We start from the raw sequence: 19,449 nt of genomic DNA, 5'->3' as shown, positions 1-19,449 counted from the left end.
AATCTGCTTTGCCGGTCGCCCGGTGCGTAAAAAGTCCGGATCCCCGTTTTACCCTCAAGGTATACGGGAATCCGGAATCTTTCGGTCCGGCCGTTCGCCGTTTTCCGGCGCGATCTCCGGCCCGGCCTATTTTTTCAGTGTTGACCGGAAACGATAGTCCCCCGATCCCACTTCGAAGACGCCGCAGCCGTCCTGTTCTCCGAGGAACCGTACCGATGGCGCTTTCGCCGCGTTTTTACCGCTCTCGGTGATGCTTCCTACGCGCGAAGAGGGCACGTACACCGTAGCGACCGAATTGGCCGGAATCGTTACGTTCAGCGACAACACCCCGTTCTTTTTGCTCCAACCGCTGCGGATCATCCCTTTTACCGAGTTGAACTCTCCTTCGGCGAATTCCAAGTCGTCGACTACATAGGGGTGAATGGTGAACCGGTCGAAACCGGGATGTTCGGCGTCGGGCACGATTCCCAGCAGGTATTTGTAGAACCACGAGTCGATCGAACCCATCATCGGGTGGTTGTGCGAGTTCATCTCGTCGCCGGTGGCGTATTCCCATCGCTCCCACAGCGTCGTCGCGCCGTTCTGGAGCATGTATCCCCAACTGGGATAGGTCGTCTGGGTCGCGATTCGGTAGGCGGTTTCGGCGTGGCCGTAGCGCGTTAGCATCTCCATCAGGTATTTCGTGCACAGGTTTCCCGTCGTGAGGTGGTAGTCGTGTTTTTCGACGTCGTCGGCCAGATTTTTCACGACCCGCGGGATACGCGTTTCGTCGACGATACCCAGAAACAGCGCGAACGAATTGGCGGCTTGGTTATTGGCCGCATATCCGCCGGTCTGTTCGTTCCAGTATGTCCGGTTGAACGCTTCGGCCGTCCGTTCGGCGAGCTGCGCGTAGCGGGCTTTGTCGCTGTCGTGGCCGGTCAGTTCCGCCATTTTCGAAAGCATCGAGGCGCAGTAGTACAGGTAACCGGTCGACATCAACTGGCCCGGAGTGTCCCGCGATACGGCCGATCCGGGCGCTGCGGCGAACTGGGTCGGCGGCGACCAGTCGCCGTAATAGCTATAATCGACGATCCCGTCTTGGGTACGCGATGCGAGGTAATCGACCCATCCTTTCAGGCCGTCATAATGGTCGCGGATGATGTTCCGGTTGCCGTAATATTCGTACGATTTCCACGCGAGCAGCAGGTAGCTGGCCGATACCGGGTCGGCCGGCCGCGCTCCGAAGCGGTACGGGGCTACGCAGGTGATCGTCCCGTCTTCGTGTTGCGTATCGGCGATGTCGTCGATGAATTTGGCGTAGAAACGCGAGAAGTCGAAGTTGTACACCGCCTGTTCGATGCGGACGGTCAGGTCGTTCAGCCAGCCCATCCGTTCGTCGCGCTGCGGACAGTCGGTCGGCACGCCGTGCAGGTTGCTCGCTTCGGTGGCCACGACCATCCGGTGTATTCGGTTCAGCAGTTCGTTGCTGCAATGGAATTTCCCGACCGGAGCCACTGCATTGCGCACGATTTTTACCCGGATGTCCCCGACTTTCGGAGCGTGCGGCAGGCCTTCGACCTGGACGTAACGAAATCCGTGGTAGGTGAATTTAGGTTCCCAGGTTTCGACGCCTTCGCCCTTGAGGATGTAGGTGTCGGTCGCCTTCGCATTCCGCAGGTTCTCCTGGTTTACGAGTCCGTCGTCGTACAGCGTTTCGGCGAATTTCAACGTGATTTCGCGGCCCCGCTCCCCTTCGACGGTCAACGAAGCCCATCCGGCGAGGTTTTGTTCGGTATCGAAAACGTAGACTCCCGGCTTCGGTTCTGTGATGATCTTCGGGGTCAGCGTATCCACTACCCGGATGGGTTCCATTTTTTGCGACACCATTTTCCCGCCGGGCGAGTCGGCGATATGGGCCAGCCCCCAGTCCTTGTTCATCAGGCCGGCCGGCACGAAGGGCTTGTAGATGTCGGGCGCTTCGAGGCGCGCGTCGTACAACTCGCCGTCGAAGACCGTCGAATAGACGGTCGGGCCGGTCGTTACGGCCCTCAGGTGGTTTGCCGTCAGCGTCGTTGCGCTGCCGTCCGTGTAGGCGATTTCCATCTGCATCCGCAGCTTCGGCATCCCGTACCAGCCCGGGGCGACGGCTACCAGCAGCACGTTCTCCTGCGACAGGTAGTCTTTTACGTCGTAGGAGGCGTAGTAGACCCGCTTGTCATAACTGCTCTGGGCCGGGTCCAGCACATGGTCGCCGACCTTGCGGTTGTTGATGTACATTTCGTAGTAACCCAACCCGGAGATATACAGCCGGGCTTTTTCGACCTCTTTCTGCTGGCAGAACGTTCCTTTGAAATAGATGATCCGGCCGGGTTTTCCGGGTACGTACGCGATCCAGTCCGATACCCAATCCTTTTCGTCGAGCAGTCCCATTTCGAACGATCCCGCCGCCGACCAGTCGCTTTGTCCTCCGTCGGTTGTCCAGACGCGTACTTTCCAGTAGTAGCGTTCCTTGCTCGAGAGTGCGGGGCCTTCGTAGCGGATGCCCGCCGATCGGGACGATTCGATTCGGCCGCTGTTCCAAACGCCGTTGTCCTGTGCCAGTTCTTCTTGCGACCGGGCGACGACGATCTGGTAAGCGGATTGTAATACGCCCCGCCGTTGCGATTCGGTGCGCCAGCTGAACTGCGGCGACCGGACGTCCAGTCCGATCGGGTCGGTCGCGTATTCGCAGCGCAGGCCTTCGATCCGCAGGTCGGCGGCCGGAGCTTGCCTGCCTGCCGCCTGCATCATTCCGAGGCATCCGGCCAGCAGCAGGCCGATGCCGTAAAGCAATTGTTTCTTCATTCGGTTATTCTTCAATCGTTTCGGATATTTTACCGTTTAGCCGAACAGCGCTTTGCGCATGAACCGAGAGGTCGCTACCGCGTCGTTCAGCTTTACCAGCCGGTCTATTTCGTCGAAATGATCGTCGACGATCGCTTCGAAACGCCTTACCCATTCGATGCTCTCGGCGATCGCGTCGACGGCGTTTTCGCGGTACGGGTACTGGTCCATCGACAGCCACCCGGCGTAGCCGGTTTTTTTCAGCCAGTAGATCAGGTCTACGTAAACGGTGCTGTGGACGCTGCCCACGATCATATCGTCGTCCCATGCGCCGTGGTTGTCGTTGAAATGCATGTGGAACAGCAGGTCGCCGGCCCGTTTGGCCAGTACGACCGCTTCGGCTACGTTTTCGCCGGCTACGAATCCGTGTCCGGTGTCGATCGTGACGCCGACGTTCGGACATTCGGTCTCTTTGGCCGCCAGGATCGTGTCGCTCATGCGGGCGTGAAACGAAAAATTGCGCGGCTCTTTGGGCTTGTATTCCAGCGCGAACTTCAGCGTCGGGAACTCTTTGGCCAGCCGGGCGGTTCCTTCTTTCAGCCACTCCCGTTTCTGGTCGTAGTCGGTGGTCAGCAGGTAATCGTAGCCGTCCTGCGCCATCCACATGTTCAGGATGCCGCAGTTCATTTCGAGGGCCACTTCGCTCATCTGGCGCAGGTAGTCCTGCGTTTTTTGCCGGACGGCCGGATCGGAACTGGTCAGCGTGCCTTTCCCGTATGCCTTGTCGCCGAAAACGTCCGGGATGATCGATACGCACTGTACGCCGTAATCGGCGAAGCGTTTTTTCATCTCTTTGACGTTGTCCGGGCCGATGTCCCATGTGCCGACCAGCTCGATTCCTTCCACATGCGGGATCTTAACCGCCTGCGACAGCATTTCGAGGGTCGAAGGATTGTCTTTGTAACTTTTGCAGAAACGGTCGCAGGTATTGCCCAGGTTGCCTAAAATTACCGAATACTTGTTTTTCATAGGTTTTAAATTTAGTAGTTTTTATAGGATCCGATGTACTTCGGTTGTAAGATCCGACCCGGAAAAAGGTCGCTCCGGGTCTTGTAAAATTATAAAATAGATGGAATAAAACCAAATCCCGTCCGGCGCGATTGACCGCGCCGCAAGATTTGCGACTGTCGGAGCCACCCGCTTCGTTCGCAGGGGGGGCTCCGGAGAGATGTGCGTTCGGGCGGTCAGACCGAGATTTCGAATCGGGTGCACCCGTTTTGCGAGGTGAGGCTGAATGCCATGCGGTGGTTGTTCAGCACCTCGCGCACGAACATCAGGCCGATTCCCTGACCGGACGGTTTCGTTGTAAAAAAGGGCGTGAACAGTTGCTTCCGAATCTCTTCCGGGATTCCGGGGCCGTTGTCTTCGACCGTTACGGACGGAGGATCCGCAGTGGTGACGATTCGGATTCTGCCGTCGTGTCCGATCGCTTCGTAAGCGTTTTTTACGATATTGACCAGTACCTGTTCCAACTGGATGCCGTCCGCCCGGATGATCGTGTCCGGATCGGCGAGCGACAGCGACAGGGAGATGTTTCTTTTCCGGCATTCGATCCGGGTCAGGGCGTCGACCGACCGCACCAGTTCGTTCAGCGAAAGGTCGGCTCGCACGGGTTCGGGGATTCGTACGACGTCCGCCAGTTTGCTGGTGAATCGGGCCAGGTTCCCGCAGCGCTCGAACGAGGCCGAAACCGCCGGAAGCACGTCCTGCCAGTCGCTGTCTTGGGTTTGCCGCAGAATGTCGGAGACGACGTTCAGCGTGGCCCCGATCGCTCCGATCGAGTTGTTGACTTCGTGCGACATCATCCGTATGATCCGTTCGTAGGAGGCCTTTTCGATCCGCATCAGCTCGCGGGTCAATTCCTCGATCAGGATGAAAGGGTGGTCGAATCCCCTGTCTGCGAACGACGAACGGACGCAGCGGTAAATGGCTTGTCCGGGGATGCGCACGATCAGGTCGTCCCCCGATTCCAACCCGGCCAGGTCGGCGGCCAGTTTGAAATCGGATTCTCCGATCTTTTTCCCTTTGATCGTCTCGATATCGTTGATTTTCAGTAGTCTAAGTCCCGCCGGATTGATCTCGGAAATGCGTTCGTCGAAGTCCAGGATGACGACGCCCTGCGGAGAGGCCCGGATCAACAGGTCGAGGAAGCGGTTGGTCTCGCGCACCTGCAACCGTTCGTTTTTCAGTTCGGTCATCATGCGGTTGAAAATTTCGATCAGCCGGTTGGCTTCGTCGTTGCCTACCAGGCGCAGCCGGTTCGAAAAATCCTGTTCGTTGAGCAGTTCCATTCCGTTCAGCAGGATATGGTAAGGCTTTATCAATCGCCGGTAAAGGGAGACGAACAGGATCAGGGACAACGCGGCAATCCCCTCCATCGTCCAAAACAGGGCAGGGTGCGTGTCGGAAAACAGGATTCCGGTCGTAATCAGCGATCCGAAGACCAGTGCGGCCAACAGCCAGAAAAGTCGTTTCGATTTCATGGCGACGGACTTATTCCGGCAGACGGATGCCGTATTTTTCCAGCCGGCGGTAAAGCGCCTGCCGGCTTAGTCCCAGCGCCGTCGCGATTTTGGTGTGGTTGTTCCCGAATTGTTCGGCGGCTTTGCGGATCATGTTTTTTTCGATTTCCTCCAGCGAATGCACCGAATCGAACGCGGCCGTTGCGGACGATATTTCGGAGTATTGGGCCTTGAAATCCCGATCGGTCAGGACGTTTTTGTCCGATACCAGGATCGTCCGGTCTACCAGGTTTTTCAGTTCGCGGATGTTGCCGTGGTAGGGAAGTTTTTGCAGGTAGTCGATCGCTTCGGCCGAAACTTCCACCGCACGGATGCCGTTCAGTTCCCGCTGAAGACCGACGAAGTGATCGACCAACAGCGGAATATCGTCCGGACGCTCCCGCAGGGCCGGCATACGGATCGTGATCAGGTTGATCCGGTAGAACAGGTCTTCGCGGAACGAGCCGTCGCGCACCATCTCCTGCAGGTTGCGGTTCGTGGCGCTGATGATTCGGGTATCCACCTGTTTTTGTCGGCTGTCGCCGAGCGGCTCGAAAGTCTGATCCTGCAATACCCGCAGCAGTTTTACCTGGCTGACCATGTCCAGCTCGCCGATCTCGTCGAGAAAAATGCTCCCTTTGTCGGCCGTTTCGAAGCGACCGGTACGGTCGTAAAAAGCATCGGTGAAAGCGCCTTTTTTATGGCCGAACATTTCGCTTTCGAACAAGGACTGGGAGATTCCGCCCAGGTTGACTTTGACGAAAGGCGACTTGCTGCGCTTGCTGTTCTGGTGGATCGCTTCGGCGATCAGCTCCTTGCCCGTGCCGCTTTCGCCGGTAATCAGTACGGGCGCCGTGGTGCGTGCGATGCGCGAAGCCGTGTCGAGCACTTGCGTCAGCAGCGGCGACCGGCCGATGATGCGTTCGCGTCGGAATACCGTCTTCGCAGTGCTTTCCGCCGGGCGGGCCTGTTCTTTACTCTCTTCGTTGACCTGGATCGCCGTTCGGATCGTATTCAGCAGTGCGAGGTTGTTCCAGGGTTTGGTTACGAAGTCGAAAGCCCCGGCCCGGATGCCCCGGACGGCCAGGCCGATCGATCCCCAGGCGGTAATCAGGATGACCGGGACGTCCGGACAGAAAACTCTTGTTTTCCGCAGCAGTTCGAGTCCTTCTTCCCCCGTCGTGGTTTTCGAGTAGTTCATGTCCATCAGGATCAGTTCGGGGCATTGCCCGCGCACGAAGCCGAGCGCTTCGTGCGGATTTTCCGCCGAAGCGACTTCGTAGCCGGCGCGTTTCAGCACCAGGGACAGTGAAGAACGGATGGTCGCGTCGTCGTCGCAAATCAGGATCATACGGTTGTTTCTCGATTAAAAATTCAGGTAAATATAATAATATTCGACGGAGTATCCGACCGAGGAACGCAATTTCCGGGTACCGTTACCCGGGGTCGTATTCCGCCGTCAGCGGCCGGCCGCCGATAAAATCGTACAGCGTGAGGCTGCGTATCTGGTAGTAATAACTCCAGAGCCAGTGCATTTGCTCGATGTAATTCAGCAGCGCCGCGTCTTTCGACGAACGCGCGTCGTTCAGGTTGAGGATGTCGATTTTTCCCTGCACGAAAGCCTCTACGGAGGTGTCGTACCGTTTTTGCGCGAGGTCGGCCCGCTCCCGAGCCAGTTGCAGTTGGCGGGGCTGGTTATTGAAGTACTGTACGCGCAGGAAAACGTTCTGGCTGAAATCCATTTTCTCTTTCTCGATCCGGGATTCGGTCACTTCTTTGTCGGCCCCGGCTACCAGGACTCTCCCTTTTCGCTTCCCCCAGTCCAGAATCGGGATGCTGACCCCCACCGAGATCACCTGGTCGTTGCGGCGGTTGTGCGAACTGTACGCCCGGTAGAAGGCGTCGGCCGTTCCCGACAAGCCGAACGAAGCGAACAGGTTGACGTTCCACCGGTCGGCTTTGGCCTGGCTGACGTTGCGCGACGCTTCGAGCATCCTTTTTTGGATGTTTTGCGTGAACGGGTTGTTTTGCAGGGCCAGTTCGACCACTTCGCGGTAGCGCAGGGTCGGGATACGTTCGGCGATGAACGACGGAACGACGGCCTGCAATACGACGCTTTCGTCGATTCCGAGGAACGAACGCAACTGGAACATCCGGGCTTCGAGCGATATCTGCGCGTCGGTCAGGGCGGACTGCGCGTTCAGCAGGGTCTGTTTCATCTGCATCAGGTCGATCTCCGACTGGCGGCCGATACGGTGCTGGGCTTCGGTGATTCCGTAGAGACGTTCCGCATTGTCCAGGTTCTGCACCGAAATGTCGAGGTTGGTCTGGCCGGCCAGCAGGTCGAAATAGTACTGGATCACCGTCAGCGTCACTTCTTCCCGGTCGCTGATGCGCTTTCGGGAAGCTTCCCGGTATTTCACCGGTTCGATCCGTTGCAGCCATTTGATACGGTTGAAGCCGAACAGGGGTTGTTCGAGCGTAATGGTTCCCGGGATCGACCGGTAGTGGGTGTAGTCCCCGTCCCCGTATTGGCGCAGCCGCTCGAAGCTGCTCCCTACGGTGATTTTTCCGCCTGTCCACGGGATGTTCTGCGTGACGGAAATCCCGGCGTCGATCCGGTTGTAATTGTTTTCGACGTAGTTCCAGCTTCCGTCTTCGTTTTGCCTCGTATTGAAGGATTTGGAGTAGTACGGAACGGTTCCGCTCAGGACGACTTCCGGCAGCAGTTCCGTCCGGTAAGTCCGGTAGGCCCAGTAAGCGGACAGGTATTCGCTTTCGGCAGCTTTGGCCTGAACCGAACGCTCTTTTCCCAACCGGATGGCTTCGGTCAGTTCGAGCCGTACCGTATCTTGCGCATGGACCCGGGCGAGGCAAAAGCCCAGAATCGGGACGATGATACTGTATATCCGTTTCATCTTTTTCCGAATAAATGTGTTTGTGTATTTTCCGGCCGGATTGTATGCGTTGCGCCCTTCGCGGATTTCCGGCTTGGGGAATGGATCGTCCGCCGAGAAAACGCGGCGGACGATCCCGGTTGCGTTATTCTTCCCGCAGAACGTCTGCCGGCGGGACTTCGGACGCCTGTCGGGCGGGATACCATACGGCGAACACCGAGACGATCGCGAGGAATACGGACGTCGCCGCGAAATTGATCGCGTCCTGCTCGGCTCCGATACCCCATGCCGCACGGTTGGCGATCGGAATTCCGATCGCTTCGACCAGGTCTGTTTTCGACAGGTTCAGGCATACGGCCGTGCCGATTACGCAGGCCATGCTCAGCAACAGCAGGGTTTCGGAGACGATCATACGCCTCACCTTTCGTTTGGACGAACCCATCGCCACACGCAGGCCGATCTCGCTGCGGCGGGCCTGTACCCGGAACCAAAAGCTGCCCAGCAGTCCGAGGAATACGTTGATTACCAGAAATCCGATGATGGCGTATACGCCTTTCATGTGGTAAAACGTACTTTCGTCGCTCGCTTTTTTCTCGTTTTCGATCGGGGTGACCGACAGCAGGAAGTAGGGACCTATGGTGAATTGCTCGCGCATGTCGCGGGTAAACCTTTCCGCGAAATCCGTTTCGGCTTCGGGTCGTATCCGTACCATGATGTCCTGTGTGGGGTCGGCGCGTTCCGGGGTCAGCGGATGGAATACGAGCGACATCGGATTGCTTCCGTAACGGATGATTCTTACCGGTTTCGTGATTCCGGTCACATGCAGGGCGAACGACGAGTCGCCCCACGACGGAAGCACGGTATGTATTTCGGAGATCGGTTCGTGGAACTCCGTGTAAGATCCGAACAGCCTGCCTTTTGCATCGAACGGCGAGATGACCGCCGCTTTCGGATCGGTGCCGTCGAACAGCTTTCCCTGTTGCAGGTCGATCCTGAAAACGTTGAAAAAGTCGGATGTTACATGCACTTCCTGCGTATTGCATATTTTTCGTCCGCCGACCGTATCGGAATTGACTACGAATCCATTCTGCGCGTAACTGCCTCCGTAGGGAAGACTCCAGCTTCCGAATGCGACGGTTTCTATGCCGGGATAGCGTTCGATGCGTTCCTTTAAGGTCCGCAGCGTGGCGTACCGGTCGGTTTCGGGCAGGTCGGCCCGTTTGCTCAACTGAATGCGGTAGGTGTGCCGGACGTTGATTCCGTTTTCTGCATAGTAACTGCGGTACAGCGAGAAGCCGTAATCGCAGCAGAACCAGAGTATACAGAAGACGACCGTGTATTCGAGCAGTAGCCATGCGTTGCCCCGGCGTTCGTTCCAAATGATTTTGAAAATATGTCGTGTCATTTTCTGTTGTTTTGATGGAGTGAATCGACGATGTTCATCCGCGATGCCCGGTAAGCCGGCGCGCCGGCCGAAATCAAATTCAGTACGAGGCATACGACGAAAATGGCCAGAAACGTGGTGCCGGAGACGAGGGCGTTCAGCGGAAGGCTGCCGTCGGCCGGGATGCCGAGCAGCCATTTGCGCATTCCGAAAACGATCCCGTAAGAGAGTCCAAGCCCGATGATCCCGCCGATCAGCGTGGTGATTAGGTTTTCGTACAGCACCTGGATCAGGATGACGTGCCGTTTGGCTCCGAACGCTTTGCGGATACCGATTTCAGCCATCCTTTTGCGGATGCGCGAGAGGCTGAATCCCGAAAGGTTCAGGGCGGGAACCAGCAGCATGACGGCGAACAGGAAAACGGTTCTGCGGCGCGTTTTCCGGGCGTAGTCGCTTATCTGTTCCGAAGTAGTTCCCCGGGCGCTGACTGTCGCCAGTGCCCGGTGGTCTCTGGGACCGGCAAAGTCCACGAATTTCGGCGATTTCTCGAAGTCGAGTTTCCGTTTGGCCTCGTTTACTTCTTCCCGTATTTTCGGGAAGTCGGCAGTGTTCCGCGCCAGCAGCATGACGTCGTAGTAACTTCGTTCGTAGCCGGGACTCGCAGTGTAGGGAATCCATACTTCGCTATAAGCCTCCTGGAACAGCGGAGATACGTTCCGTACGATGCCGGTTACCCGGTAGGAGTTGAAATCGATTTCGATGTTTTTCCCGATCGGATCCTCCCCTTTGAATAGCATTTTGGCCATGGTTTCCGACAGCACGGCTGTCCGGATTCCCGATTCGAAATCCTCCCGGGCATACGGTTTTCCTGCGGTGAACGTATGGGTATAGAGTTTCCAGTAATCGGCGTCAGTTCCCCGGACGGACTGGTACAGGGCATCTTTTGCCCCTTCTCTTTTTACGACGGCGACGTTATTGACTGTTGCGACGACCAGCTCCGGAGTTTTCATCGCGGGGACGATGTAGTTTTTCAGGGCGTCGTAGGGAAGGCCGCCGTAGCTCTGATAACTCTTGTTTCCTCCGCTGGTATCGCGTACCGCAAAGGAGACGAGGTACAGCGTGCGGTCTCGAAAGGCTTCCGGGGCGACCGAGGCGTTTTTGATTTGAAATGTTACGATCATCGTCATGATCATCATAATCGCGAGCGCCGTTCCCAGTATCGAGATGACGCTGATGAAGGGATTCTGTTTCAGCATCCCGACGGCTTGTCTGAAGTAGGTCTTGTACATAGTTCGCTCGTTTGGGGTTATTCAATGCGCCGTCCGTCGAAGAAGCGGACGATCCGCTGCGTCTTTCGGGCCATGTGCTCGTCGTGGGTCACCATGACGATGGTCGTCCCTTCCCGGTTGAGTTCGAACAGCAGGCGCATGATCTCTTCGCCCGTTTTGCTGTCGAGGTTGCCGGTCGGTTCGTCGGCCAGGATGATTTTCGGATTGCCGATTAGCGCCCGCGCGATCGCCACCCGTTGGCACTGTCCGCCCGAAAGCTGCGAAGGGAAGTGTTTCGTCCGGTGCGAGAGCCCCACTTTTTCGAGTACGGCCCTGGCCGTTTCCCGGCGCGATTTTTCGGTCGATTTGCGGTAGAGCAGAGGCAGTTCGACGTTGTCCAGCACGTTCAGCGAGTTGATCAGGTGAAAACTCTGGAAGACGAATCCCAGCGTTTTATTTCGGAACTCCGCCATTTCGGCGTCTTTCATCCGGCCCGTGGCGGCGCCGTCCACCGTGACGGCGCCTTCGGTCGGCACGTCGAGCAACCCGATGAGGTTGAGCATCGTACTCTTGCCGCAGCCCGAAGGCCCCATGACCGAGAGAAATTCGCCCGCTTTCACTTCGAGATTGACGTTTTCGAGCGCTACGGTTTCGACCTCTTTGGTCTGGTAGATTTTCGTGACCCCCTGCAAGTTGATAATTCCCATTTCGTGTTCGTTTTAGGTGAGTTAGTTTTTGCGTATTTTGAGCGTTTGTTTATCTTTATAGCGTTCCATGTCGGAGAGGATGACCCGGTCGCCTTCGTTCAGGCCGTCCGTGATTTCTACATATTCGTAACTGCTTTCGCCCAGCGATACTTCCCGTTTTTCGGCGCGTCCTTCCCGTACGATCCAAAGGTCGTAAAGTCCCGGCCCGTATTTGAAGAACGTACCGTTCGGGATGCGCAGCACGTTTTGCCGCAATCCGTATAGGACGTGGATGTCGACGCTGAGACCGCTCCGCAGGCCCGGGTGGTCGGCCTCGTCCGGAACGACCGTGAAATAGACGATGCCGTTGGTAACCGAAGGCGTGACCGTAACGACGGTTCCCCGGAGTTCGGTATCCCCGGTTTTGATGACAGCTTTCGCCCCGACGGACAGTTTTTCACGGTGTTGGTCTCCTATTTCGCAGTCGACCTTGAGGCGGGTCAGGTCGGAAACGACCGCGACCTGGGTTCCCTGGGGTACCTGCGATCCGATCTGCCGGTTAATGAAGGTCAGGGTCGCTTTTCGCGGCGACAGTATCCGGGCGTCTTTCAGCAGACGTGCTTTCTCTTCGAGCGTTTTGTCCAGGATGCCCAGTTCCAGTTCTTGCACGCGGAGTTCGGCTCGGGCGTTCTTGTGTTCGTTTTCGATCTTTTGTTCCAGTAGTTGTAGTTCGAGCTTCGTCTCTTCGTAGTTGAGTTCGGCGCGGCGGATCTTGTCCGGCGTGCCGGCGCCGATGCTGTCGAGGTACCGTTCGTCCTGTAGATCCGTATACAACTGTTTTGCCTGCATACTTTTTACCCGGCGCTGCATTTCCAGTTCGGAGATCGTGCCGTTCAGCCGGACGCGGGCCTGTTCCAGTTTGCTTTTCATCATCTCGCGTTCGTCCAGTTTCTGCCGGTATTCCGTTTCTACCGAGGCGAGTTCCAGTTTGAGGAGAGGGTCTCCTTCGTCTACCGAATCCCCCGGATTTTTATATACTTCCAGAATCCGGGTATTGATCGGGGTGACGATGATCTCCTCTTGCAGCGGCATCAGTTTGCCCGATGCGCTGACGCTGATCTCGATCGGGCCCCGGTCGACTTTTCGGATGAAAAGTTCGTTCTCATGCAGGTCGTTTCCCAGTACTCGGGACAGAATGAGCAGCGCGGCCGTCGCCGCGGTTCCCGTGACGGCGAGCCGCAGCAGTCGTTTCAGCATTTTTTGTTTTTTTACTTCGGCAGGTATTTCCCGATCCATATTCTGTCTTTTGTACGGGGTGTGACAGCAATAGGAATGCCTGGAATGTTGTGTTTTGTTAGTCAGTTTGTTGTCTTTTGTGCGGGTGTCCGGAAACGGACATAAGCGTCCGTTTTACATGATTTTTAGGACAAAAAGGCGCCGGGTAGGATGTTCCGGGGATGAGGTTGAGCCGATCTGTTTCGGAATCCCGGGGGAATCTTCCGTTCCGCATTGCGGCATACCTTGTAGATGGAGCAGGAAGGGTAAAGCGGGCCCCGGTCTTTTCGAAAAGACCGGGGCCCGCTTCGAAACCGGATGCCCGGTTCGCTCCGTCCTTACCACCATTTGCCGCTCGTGGCGACCGTATCGCGAAGACTCGTTTTTTCACCGATCCGGGGCGTGAGAAGTCGGTACGGCCGGCCGGCCGATGCTTTGCGGATGTTGTCCAGCGGCTCGTGCCACGGGTGTTTGCACAACGCATACTTCGAGTTGTGCACCGTAAGTACGGTTCGGGGTTTCAGATCGTCGATCGCCCGGACCAGTTCGTCGGGCATCAGGTGGATGTAACGCCAATCCCGGTCGTATTGCCCGTTCTCCATGACGGCCAGGTCGATGCCGGGGAATTTTTCGCCTATCTCCGCGAAATGGGTGTCGTAGCCGCCGTCTCCCGACAGGTAAATCCGCTGCGGGCCGTCTATCATGAACGAGGCCCACAGCGTCCGATCCCTTTTTAGTATCCGGTTCGAATAGTGCCGGGCGGGCAGGCAGTGTATCGCGAGCCGGTCGTCCGCATACAGCGTGTCGTACCAGTCCATTTCGGCAATGCGCTCCGGCGGGAATCCCCAGTATTCGAAATGTTCGCCTACGCCCAGGGGGCAGACGACCTTTCCGACGCGGTTTTTCAGCCGTTTTACCGTGTTGTAGTCCAGGTGATCCCAGTGTTCGTGGGTGACGATCAGGAAGTCGACGTCGGGAATGTCGTCGGGCGTATAGACGTCCGTGCCTTTGAACGGCCGGAACATGAGCGACATCGGGGGACGGTTCGTCAGTACCGGATCGACGAGGAACCGCTTGCCGCCGCTCTGGATAAAATAGGACGAATGCCCGAACCATACGACCGTTTCTTCGTTCCGGTCGAGCCCGTGCAGGTCGGTTTTTACGGTCGGTAGGTCGTTTTCGGGTTTCAGATCGCGCCGTTTACCGAACAAGAAATGCCATATCCCGCTCAGGCCGCCTTTTTCCGCCGTCGTAATGGGCGTCGGGTGGATGTTATGGAATTTGCCGTCGCGGTAGTTCGGCGAACGCCCGATGCGTTCCAGTCGTTCGCCTCGCGGCGCCCGGCCGAAGGAGGGGTGGTTCAGTACGGCGGCGGTCGTTCCGGTCAGTACCGCGAGTATAATCAAGAAGATCATCGGTTTTTTCGTCGAATGGGAAATATTCGTTTAATTAGTACGGATCGTATACGACGCCTAAATTGCCGTCCAGGTCGTAACAGTAGAATTTTCCGTTCCGGATTACGTAGAATTCATCCGGGGAATCCGCCGCATGATATGTTTTGGCGCCGTTCCTCGTCCGAACTTCCAACTCCTGCAAGCTGTGGGAACCGTCCGCGAAAGCATTGTCGAGATAATGTCTGCCGCCTTGTTCGTAAACGGTATAAACGCTGGAAAACTGATCCCTGAAACGGCCCAGTACCGTTTTGTCGTCCGAGTCGGACGGCTGCTTGCGTCTGTCGGCCGTTTCGGTCTTTTGCTCCGGCTCGTTCAGGGAATCGACCGAAGAATCGGCCGGAGGCGCATCGGTTTCCTGTCCGTTTCGAGTCTCTTCCCCGGATTTCAGCCTGGTGACGACCGAGTCCCCGTTCATCGAAGTCGCCGCGTAAGAAGGGGCCGATCCGTATTCTTTGTATTCGATGAACAGAGCGGTGTATTTTACGTCGGTGTTTTTCCGGATATTCGACGCGATCAGGCTCAGCCGGGCGGCGTCGTACTGCTGCCCGTCGGTCAGTACCTCGTAAAAGATAAGATTTTCGTATGTTCTCGTGCTCGCCCTGTCTGTTTTATAGGCGGGGGTTTCCATCCTCGTGATGTCGCAGGATTGCAGCAGAAGTCCGGACAGGATGCTGAGACAGCATGTAATGTTTTTCATAGGCGAAACGGTGTTTTGTTTTTTTGCGGGCGGCCGGTCCCGCGTCGGTTTAGGGTTTATGACAGTATTTTCGCAGTACGGCCATGAGTTTCGTCTTGTCGATGGGTTTCAGGAGGTATTCGTTGCATCCGGCTTCGAGCGCTGCCAACTGATCCGTGTCGAAAGCGTGGGCCGTCAGGGCGACGATCGGGATCTCCGGATCGAATTTCCTGATTTCCGCGGTCGCCGTCAGCCCGTCCATCACGGGCATTCTCATATCCATCAGCACCAGGTCGGCCCGCCCGCTCCCGGCGATTTCCACGGCTTCCCGGCCGTTCTTCGCATGGATCAGGTCGAAGCGCTTCTCCAGCAGGGCCGAAACCAGCCGGTAATTGCTCGGAATATCCTCTGCGACCAGGATCGTTTTACGTTCGGGGATATCCGGCGTTTCGGTCAGGGAGTCCAATTGCTTCTCAAAAGGCTGGACTTCGGCATTGCAAGGCAACACGGCCCAGAAAAGCGATCCTTCGCCGTAGCGCGATTCGTACCCTACGTAGCCTCCCATCGATTCGGCGATCGCCTTGCAGATCGAAAGGCCCAGACCCGTTCCCTGGGCGAATTCGTCCAGCTTTTCGAAACGGTGGAATACTTTGTGCTTTTTATCTTCCGGGATTCCGATGCCGCTGTCTTTCACGTAGAGCCGGATGCCTTCGTCTTTCGATTCGTACCCCATCTCGATAAATCCTTTCCGGGTGTATTTGATCGCGTTGGTCACGTAGTTGGTCATGATTTGGGCGATACGGTTCTTGTCCAGCCTGACTTTACAGCCGGAGTAGGGGTTGCTTGCTATCAGCCGTACGCCGGGATTGGTCATGCGCTGTTTCATCGAGGTCACCATGTCGTCGAAATATTCCGACAGGTCGAAGTCCTCGTATTGCAGTTCGACCGATCCCGATTCGATTTTCGACAAATCCAGAATATCGTTGATCAGTTTCAGCAGCAGTTCGTTGTTGATATGGATGATTTTGATGTATTCCTCCTTCTCCTGCTGTTCGGTCGTTTCCATCAACAAGCCGGAGAATCCGACGATGGCGTTCAGCGGCGTACGGATCTCGTGGCTCATGTTGGCCAGAAAAGCCGATTTCAGTTTGTCGGACTGCTCAGCGAGCGCTTTGGCCTGTTTCAGTTCTTTGATCATCCGTTCGCGTTCGGTCACGTCGTCTATGCGGACTACGACTCCGTCGATCGTCCGGTCGCTTCTGAATACGGGAGTTGCGAATACTTCGACCGTATGTCCGTTGTCGAACGTGAATTTGGCCTGTTCCATCTGACGCGAGCGCATCGAAAGCTGCATGACGCAGTTTTCGCAGGGCGACGTGCGGCCGCGGGTGCTTTGGTAGCAGATCGTGCCTTTCCGGTAGGCTTTGTGCGACAGACTGGCCGAACACATCGAGATATTTTCCCATTGGACGATGTAATCCGTAGAGATGTACGCCAGGCCGGAGTTGGCGTTGTTGAGCACCATTTCGTTTTGTCGGATCAGGTGGTTCAATTCCTCGCGGTTCTTCAAAAGGGTCAATTCGGTCTGCTTGTGTTCCTCGATGTTGATCGTCATGCCGAACATATAGGTATATGGGATATCGTCGCGCAGGGTCGTTTCGAGCATGCCGCGCGTTTGCCACCATTCGTAAACGCCGCTGTTGCGGAGATCGGCCCGGTACTCCACGTTCCATTCGTCGGTCTCGTTACGGATCAGCCTCCGGATGGACTCCATAAAGAGTTTTCGTTCGTCCGGATGAATGAAACGTATGAATTTTTCGAGTGAATCGGAGTGTAAAATATCGCGTCCGAACTTGTCGGAACCTTCGCCGAAACTGATCTTGTCCTTCTCCGGTTCGTAGAACCAGGTGTACGCATTCATCGCCTCCATCGTGATGTTGAGCACTTTGGCGCGGCGTTCGAGGTCGTTCTGCAGGCTTTGATCCCAGCGGACGTTCAGCAGCAGGCACCTGCCGTCGTCGTAAACGACGCTTTTGCGGACGAGCGTGTCGTAGACGCGTCCGTCTTTCAGTTCGATATGCTCCAGTCCGAAATAGGGCTTGCCGGTGGCGAAGACCTCCTTGTCGGTCTTTTCGATACGGGCCACCTTGTCGGGATCCATCACGTCGTAAGTGGTCGTATCTTCGCTGGTGCCGAACAGGCGTTTGCTCTCGTCGTTGCAGAAAACGTAGCGGAAATTGTCGTCGACGTCTTTGATGTGGATCGAGACGGGGATGCTGTTGAGGATGGTTTCCTGCAGTTGTTTCTTTTTTTGGAGTTCCGTATTGTTTTTGCGCGTGCCGATGAACTTCGTCGCCTTCCCTTCTCCGTCCCTCTGATAAGAGGAGCCGTTGATGGTGCAATATTGCCATTCGTCGGGGTATCCGGGAAGTTTGATCCGGACGTCGAACTTGAAAGAACAGGCTTCCCCCGCGCACATCTTTTGCAGGGTTTCCAGGGCGGGGGCTTCGTCTCCGGGATAGATGCAACTCAGGTAGTCGTCGATAGTGAGCGGTCGGGCATGATCGTAGCCGTTGAGCGGTTCGTTGTCGCTGAAAAAGAGTCTTTGCCGTACGTCGAACTCCCAGAGCATGATGTCGGCATCCTGCATTGCCAGTTCCATCTTGCGTTTGTTTTGGCGGAGTTCGTCGTCGGTATGTTCCTGTTCAGTCACATCGCGGACGATGAAAACGTAATTTTCGATTCGTCCGGAAGCGTCGATCACGGGATGCCCGTCGCATTCGATCCGCAGGACGCCCTCCTGCGAAGTAGCGTAGAAGCCGGCGTCTTTCACCGCGTCGAAATGGTAAGCGAAGGTCGCATGGGTATTCATTCCTTTCGTCACGCCTTCTTTTATTTCGATGGGCAGGTTCGGATTGTCCTGGATGTTGATCCGCGAGAGGTCGAAATTTTCTTTGTCGAGCCCGAAGATCCGGTAATCGGTATCGTTCAGGAACAGAAGCCGCCCGTCCGTTCCGTAAACCTCGACGCCTACGGGCAGCGAGTCCAGAATGGTTTTGGTTTGCCGGTACAGGTTTTCATACTCGTTCCGCAGCGACACGCGTTCGGTGACGTTTTCGATTTTCAGTACGACGCCTTCCACCGTTCCGTTGCCGGCGACAACCGGACTGGCCGTCATGTCGATCCATATCCGCGATTGAATCCTCTTTTCGATGCGCTGCACGGTTTTTTCCCGGAATGCCGCTTCGACGAATTTCCGGGTGTGCGAATTTTGCATCCGGTGTTCGTTTTTGTAGCACGGCTCGCCGACCTCGAAAAAGCGGGTGCCGTCGTCGAATTCGGGCGGCAGCACATGGGCGGTGTTTTCCCAGGCCACCCGGTAATCGGGCGTGATGTAGACGAAGCCGCAGGCGGCGTTGTTCATGATCAGCGCATTCTGTTTGAGCAGCTCCTCGCGGCCGTTTTTATCGGCCAGTTCCCGCGTAACGTCTTTCTGCGAGCCGACGATAACCGAAACTTTTCCGTCGGGCGCGTATTCCTGCGCCATGGCGTGTACGTTGATCCAGATTTGTTTGCCGTGGATGTCGGTGATCGGCAAAGTCGCTTCGGCCCGGTCGGTTTCCCCGCCGGTTATTTTCCCGAACAGTTCGGATACCCGGTGGCGGTACTGCGGGTCGATCCGGGCGAGGAACTCGTCGTAAGTCAGGCGGTCTCCGATCACCTCGTTATCGTGTTTGGTCGAAATAATCCCTTTTTCCACGTCGAAACTCCAGGAAGTGAGCCCTCCGACCGTCATGGCCAGCGAAAGTTCGTTCCGGATCATGCGTTCGGTTTCCAGTTGTTTTTTGACGGCCGGGGTCGTGTTGCGCACATAAGAGATGACATGGTTTTCGCCGAGCGGGGCGACTCCCGATTCGATGTATTCGCCGTCCACTTCGTATTCGAATCGCCCGGGTTCTCCGGTCGCCAGCACCCGGTCGAAAATTTCGTTGAACTTCACGAACTGGTCGTGCAGCAGGGAGGATTCGTCGTTGATGTAATCCATGATATTGCTGCCTATGTACGACTCTATGCGGTATTTCTCGATGGATACGGAAGACGGATGGTAAACTTCGATGAGATTCTTGTTTCGGTCGTACAGAAAAGTCGTCAGCGGCAACGTTCCGAGAATGGACCGGTATAATTCCGCGGCTTGTTCGGCCGGGAGGGATTCGTTTAAGGGTTTGGAGATCTTCATGGCGCAGGGAGCTGAAAAAACGGTTTTGTCGGCACGGCTGCGGATCTGTATCTTCTGCGGGGAAACAGATCCCTTCGCCCGGCTGCGAAATCGACGAGTCTATTCATTGGGCATGTTATCATGCCGTTACGTTTGTTTTTGTTATAATCCGAGCGTAAAGATAGTTTTTTAAAATAATTTTTGTAAAATTGTTGCGATTTATCGGA

The 19,449-nt window shown here is 56.2% G+C and carries 12 protein-coding genes; all 12 read right to left on the bottom strand.

Annotated features, from left to right (window positions below):
- Positions 1–126: 126 nt before the first annotated feature.
- Entirely contained in the window at positions 127–2,826 is a 2,700-nt protein-coding gene (locus GFH31_RS02770; RefSeq protein WP_153498257.1) for an alpha-L-rhamnosidase, read from the bottom strand.
- Between the two features lie 36 nt (positions 2,827–2,862).
- On the bottom strand, positions 2,863–3,834 hold the full coding sequence (locus GFH31_RS02765) for a sugar phosphate isomerase/epimerase family protein (RefSeq protein WP_055204971.1): 972 nt from the start codon (positions 3,832–3,834) through the stop codon (positions 2,863–2,865).
- Positions 3,835–4,049: 215 nt separating this feature from the next.
- On the bottom strand, positions 4,050–5,348 hold the full coding sequence (locus GFH31_RS02760; RefSeq protein ID WP_153498258.1) for a sensor histidine kinase: 1,299 nt from the start codon (positions 5,346–5,348) through the stop codon (positions 4,050–4,052).
- Between the two features lie 10 nt (positions 5,349–5,358).
- Positions 5,359–6,717, bottom strand: a complete 1,359-nt coding sequence (locus tag GFH31_RS02755) for a sigma-54-dependent transcriptional regulator (RefSeq protein WP_153498259.1) — start codon at positions 6,715–6,717, stop codon at positions 5,359–5,361.
- 85 nt (positions 6,718–6,802) lie between these two features.
- Positions 6,803–8,284 (bottom strand): TolC family protein, encoded by a 1,482-nt coding sequence (locus GFH31_RS02750; protein WP_055204977.1) that lies wholly within the window; start codon positions 8,282–8,284, stop codon positions 6,803–6,805.
- A 124-nt stretch (positions 8,285–8,408) separates the two neighbouring features.
- Entirely contained in the window at positions 8,409–9,668 is a 1,260-nt protein-coding gene (locus GFH31_RS02745; protein ID WP_118457585.1) for an FtsX-like permease family protein, read from the bottom strand.
- Positions 9,665–10,936 (bottom strand): ABC transporter permease, encoded by a 1,272-nt coding sequence (locus GFH31_RS02740; protein ID WP_101572784.1) that lies wholly within the window; start codon positions 10,934–10,936, stop codon positions 9,665–9,667. The genes GFH31_RS02745 and GFH31_RS02740 overlap by 4 nt, the downstream gene beginning before the upstream one ends.
- Before the next feature lie 17 nt (positions 10,937–10,953).
- The gene (locus tag GFH31_RS02735; protein WP_081032600.1) at positions 10,954–11,622 is read right to left on the bottom strand and encodes an ABC transporter ATP-binding protein; all 669 of its coding nucleotides are present in this window, start codon (positions 11,620–11,622) and stop codon (positions 10,954–10,956) included.
- A gap of 21 nt (positions 11,623–11,643) precedes the next feature.
- Positions 11,644–12,858: an efflux RND transporter periplasmic adaptor subunit gene (locus GFH31_RS02730; protein ID WP_228385785.1), complete on the bottom strand. Its 1,215-nt coding sequence runs from the start codon at positions 12,856–12,858 to the stop codon at positions 11,644–11,646.
- 356 nt (positions 12,859–13,214) lie between these two features.
- Positions 13,215–14,291: an MBL fold metallo-hydrolase gene (locus tag GFH31_RS02725; protein ID WP_153498260.1), complete on the bottom strand. Its 1,077-nt coding sequence runs from the start codon at positions 14,289–14,291 to the stop codon at positions 13,215–13,217.
- Between the two features lie 34 nt (positions 14,292–14,325).
- Positions 14,326–15,027, bottom strand: a complete 702-nt coding sequence (locus GFH31_RS02720) for a hypothetical protein (protein WP_101572778.1) — start codon at positions 15,025–15,027, stop codon at positions 14,326–14,328.
- A 49-nt stretch (positions 15,028–15,076) separates the two neighbouring features.
- Positions 15,077–19,243, bottom strand: a complete 4,167-nt coding sequence (locus GFH31_RS02715; protein WP_228385784.1) for a response regulator — start codon at positions 19,241–19,243, stop codon at positions 15,077–15,079.
- Positions 19,244–19,449 lie beyond the last annotated feature (206 nt).

The sequence above is a fragment of the Alistipes sp. dk3624 genome (genome assembly GCF_009557455.1).
In the GTDB taxonomy this organism is placed as follows: domain Bacteria; phylum Bacteroidota; class Bacteroidia; order Bacteroidales; family Rikenellaceae; genus Alistipes_A; species Alistipes_A hominis.
The sequence above is the reverse complement of the archived record's forward strand: the minus strand, read 5'-3'. Positions and strand labels throughout refer to the sequence as shown.

What these genes read in the sequence shown, in the direction of transcription:
- GFH31_RS02735 (WP_081032600.1), bottom strand. Translation starts at nt 11,622, where the DNA reads ATGGGAATTATCAACTTGCAGGGGGTCACGAAAATCTACCAGACCAAA.
- GFH31_RS02740 (WP_101572784.1), bottom strand. Translation starts at nt 10,936, where the DNA reads ATGTACAAGACCTACTTCAGACAAGCCGTCGGGATGCTGAAACAGAAT.
- GFH31_RS02745 (WP_118457585.1), bottom strand. Translation starts at nt 9,668, where the DNA reads ATGACACGACATATTTTCAAAATCATTTGGAACGAACGCCGGGGCAAC.
- GFH31_RS02750 (WP_055204977.1), bottom strand. Translation starts at nt 8,284, where the DNA reads ATGAAACGGATATACAGTATCATCGTCCCGATTCTGGGCTTTTGCCTC.
- GFH31_RS02720 (WP_101572778.1), bottom strand. Translation starts at nt 15,027, where the DNA reads ATGAAAAACATTACATGCTGTCTCAGCATCCTGTCCGGACTTCTGCTG.
- GFH31_RS02760 (WP_153498258.1), bottom strand. Translation starts at nt 5,348, where the DNA reads ATGAAATCGAAACGACTTTTCTGGCTGTTGGCCGCACTGGTCTTCGGA.
- GFH31_RS02730 (WP_228385785.1), bottom strand. Translation starts at nt 12,858, where the DNA reads ATGCTGAAACGACTGCTGCGGCTCGCCGTCACGGGAACCGCGGCGACG.
- GFH31_RS02715 (WP_228385784.1), bottom strand. Translation starts at nt 19,243, where the DNA reads ATGAAGATCTCCAAACCCTTAAACGAATCCCTCCCGGCCGAACAAGCC.
- GFH31_RS02755 (WP_153498259.1), bottom strand. Translation starts at nt 6,717, where the DNA reads ATGATCCTGATTTGCGACGACGACGCGACCATCCGTTCTTCACTGTCC.
- GFH31_RS02765 (WP_055204971.1), bottom strand. Translation starts at nt 3,834, where the DNA reads ATGAAAAACAAGTATTCGGTAATTTTAGGCAACCTGGGCAATACCTGC.
- GFH31_RS02725 (WP_153498260.1), bottom strand. Translation starts at nt 14,291, where the DNA reads ATGATCTTCTTGATTATACTCGCGGTACTGACCGGAACGACCGCCGCC.
- GFH31_RS02770 (WP_153498257.1), bottom strand. Translation starts at nt 2,826, where the DNA reads ATGAAGAAACAATTGCTTTACGGCATCGGCCTGCTGCTGGCCGGATGC.